At 56.9% G+C, this 835-nt stretch carries 1 rRNA gene; it reads right to left on the bottom strand.

The window, feature by feature from the left end:
- Positions 1-835 (bottom strand): 23S ribosomal RNA (locus AB8Z75_RS35210); the annotation flags it as partial.

Genomic DNA, 835 nt, shown 5'->3' with positions numbered 1-835 from the left:
TTTCACCCCTAACCACAGGTCATCCCCCAGGTTTTCAACCCTGGTGGGTTCGGGCCTCCGCGAAGTCTTACCTCCGCTTCACCCTGCCCATGGCTAGATCACTCCGCTTCGGGTCTTGAACACGCTACTCAAACGCCCTCTTCGGACTCGCTTTTCAACCCTGGTGGGTTCGGGCCTCCACGAAGTCTTACCTCCGCTTCACCCTGCCCATGGCTAGATCACTCCGCTTCGGGTCTTGAACACGCTACTCAAACGCCCTCTTCGGACTCGCTTTCGCTACGGCTCCCCCACACGGGTTAACCTCGCAACATGCCGCAAACTCGCAGGCTCATTCTTCAAAAGGCACGCAGTCACGACACCACATGCAAGCATGTGATGCGACGCTCCCACGGCTTGTAGGCACACGGTTTCAGGTACTCTTTCACTCCGCTCCCGCGGTACTTTTCACCATTCCCTCACGGTACTATCCGCTATCGGTCACCAGGGAATATTTAGGCTTAACGGGTGGTCCCGCCAGATTCACACAGGATTTCTCGGGCCCCATGCTACTTGGGTGTTCCATAAACGAGCCGTACAGATTTCAGCTACGGGGGTCTTACCCTCTACGCCGGGCCTTTCGCATGCCCTTCGCCTACCCATACGGTTTCTCACTCGTCCAACAGCCGGCAGACCATTGAAATGGAATCCCACAACCCCGCATGCGCAACCCCTGCCGGGTCTCACACACATACGGTTTAGCCTCCTCCGGTTTCGCTCACCACTACTCCCGGAATCACGCTTGTTTTCTCTTCCTACGGGTACTGAGATGTTTCACTTCCCCGCGTTCCCTCCACAC

Source organism: Streptomyces sp. PU-14G (assembly GCF_041028275.1).
Classification (GTDB): Bacteria; Actinomycetota; Actinomycetes; order Streptomycetales; family Streptomycetaceae; genus Streptomyces.
The sequence above is the reverse complement of the archived record's forward strand: the minus strand, read 5'-3'. Positions and strand labels throughout refer to the sequence as shown.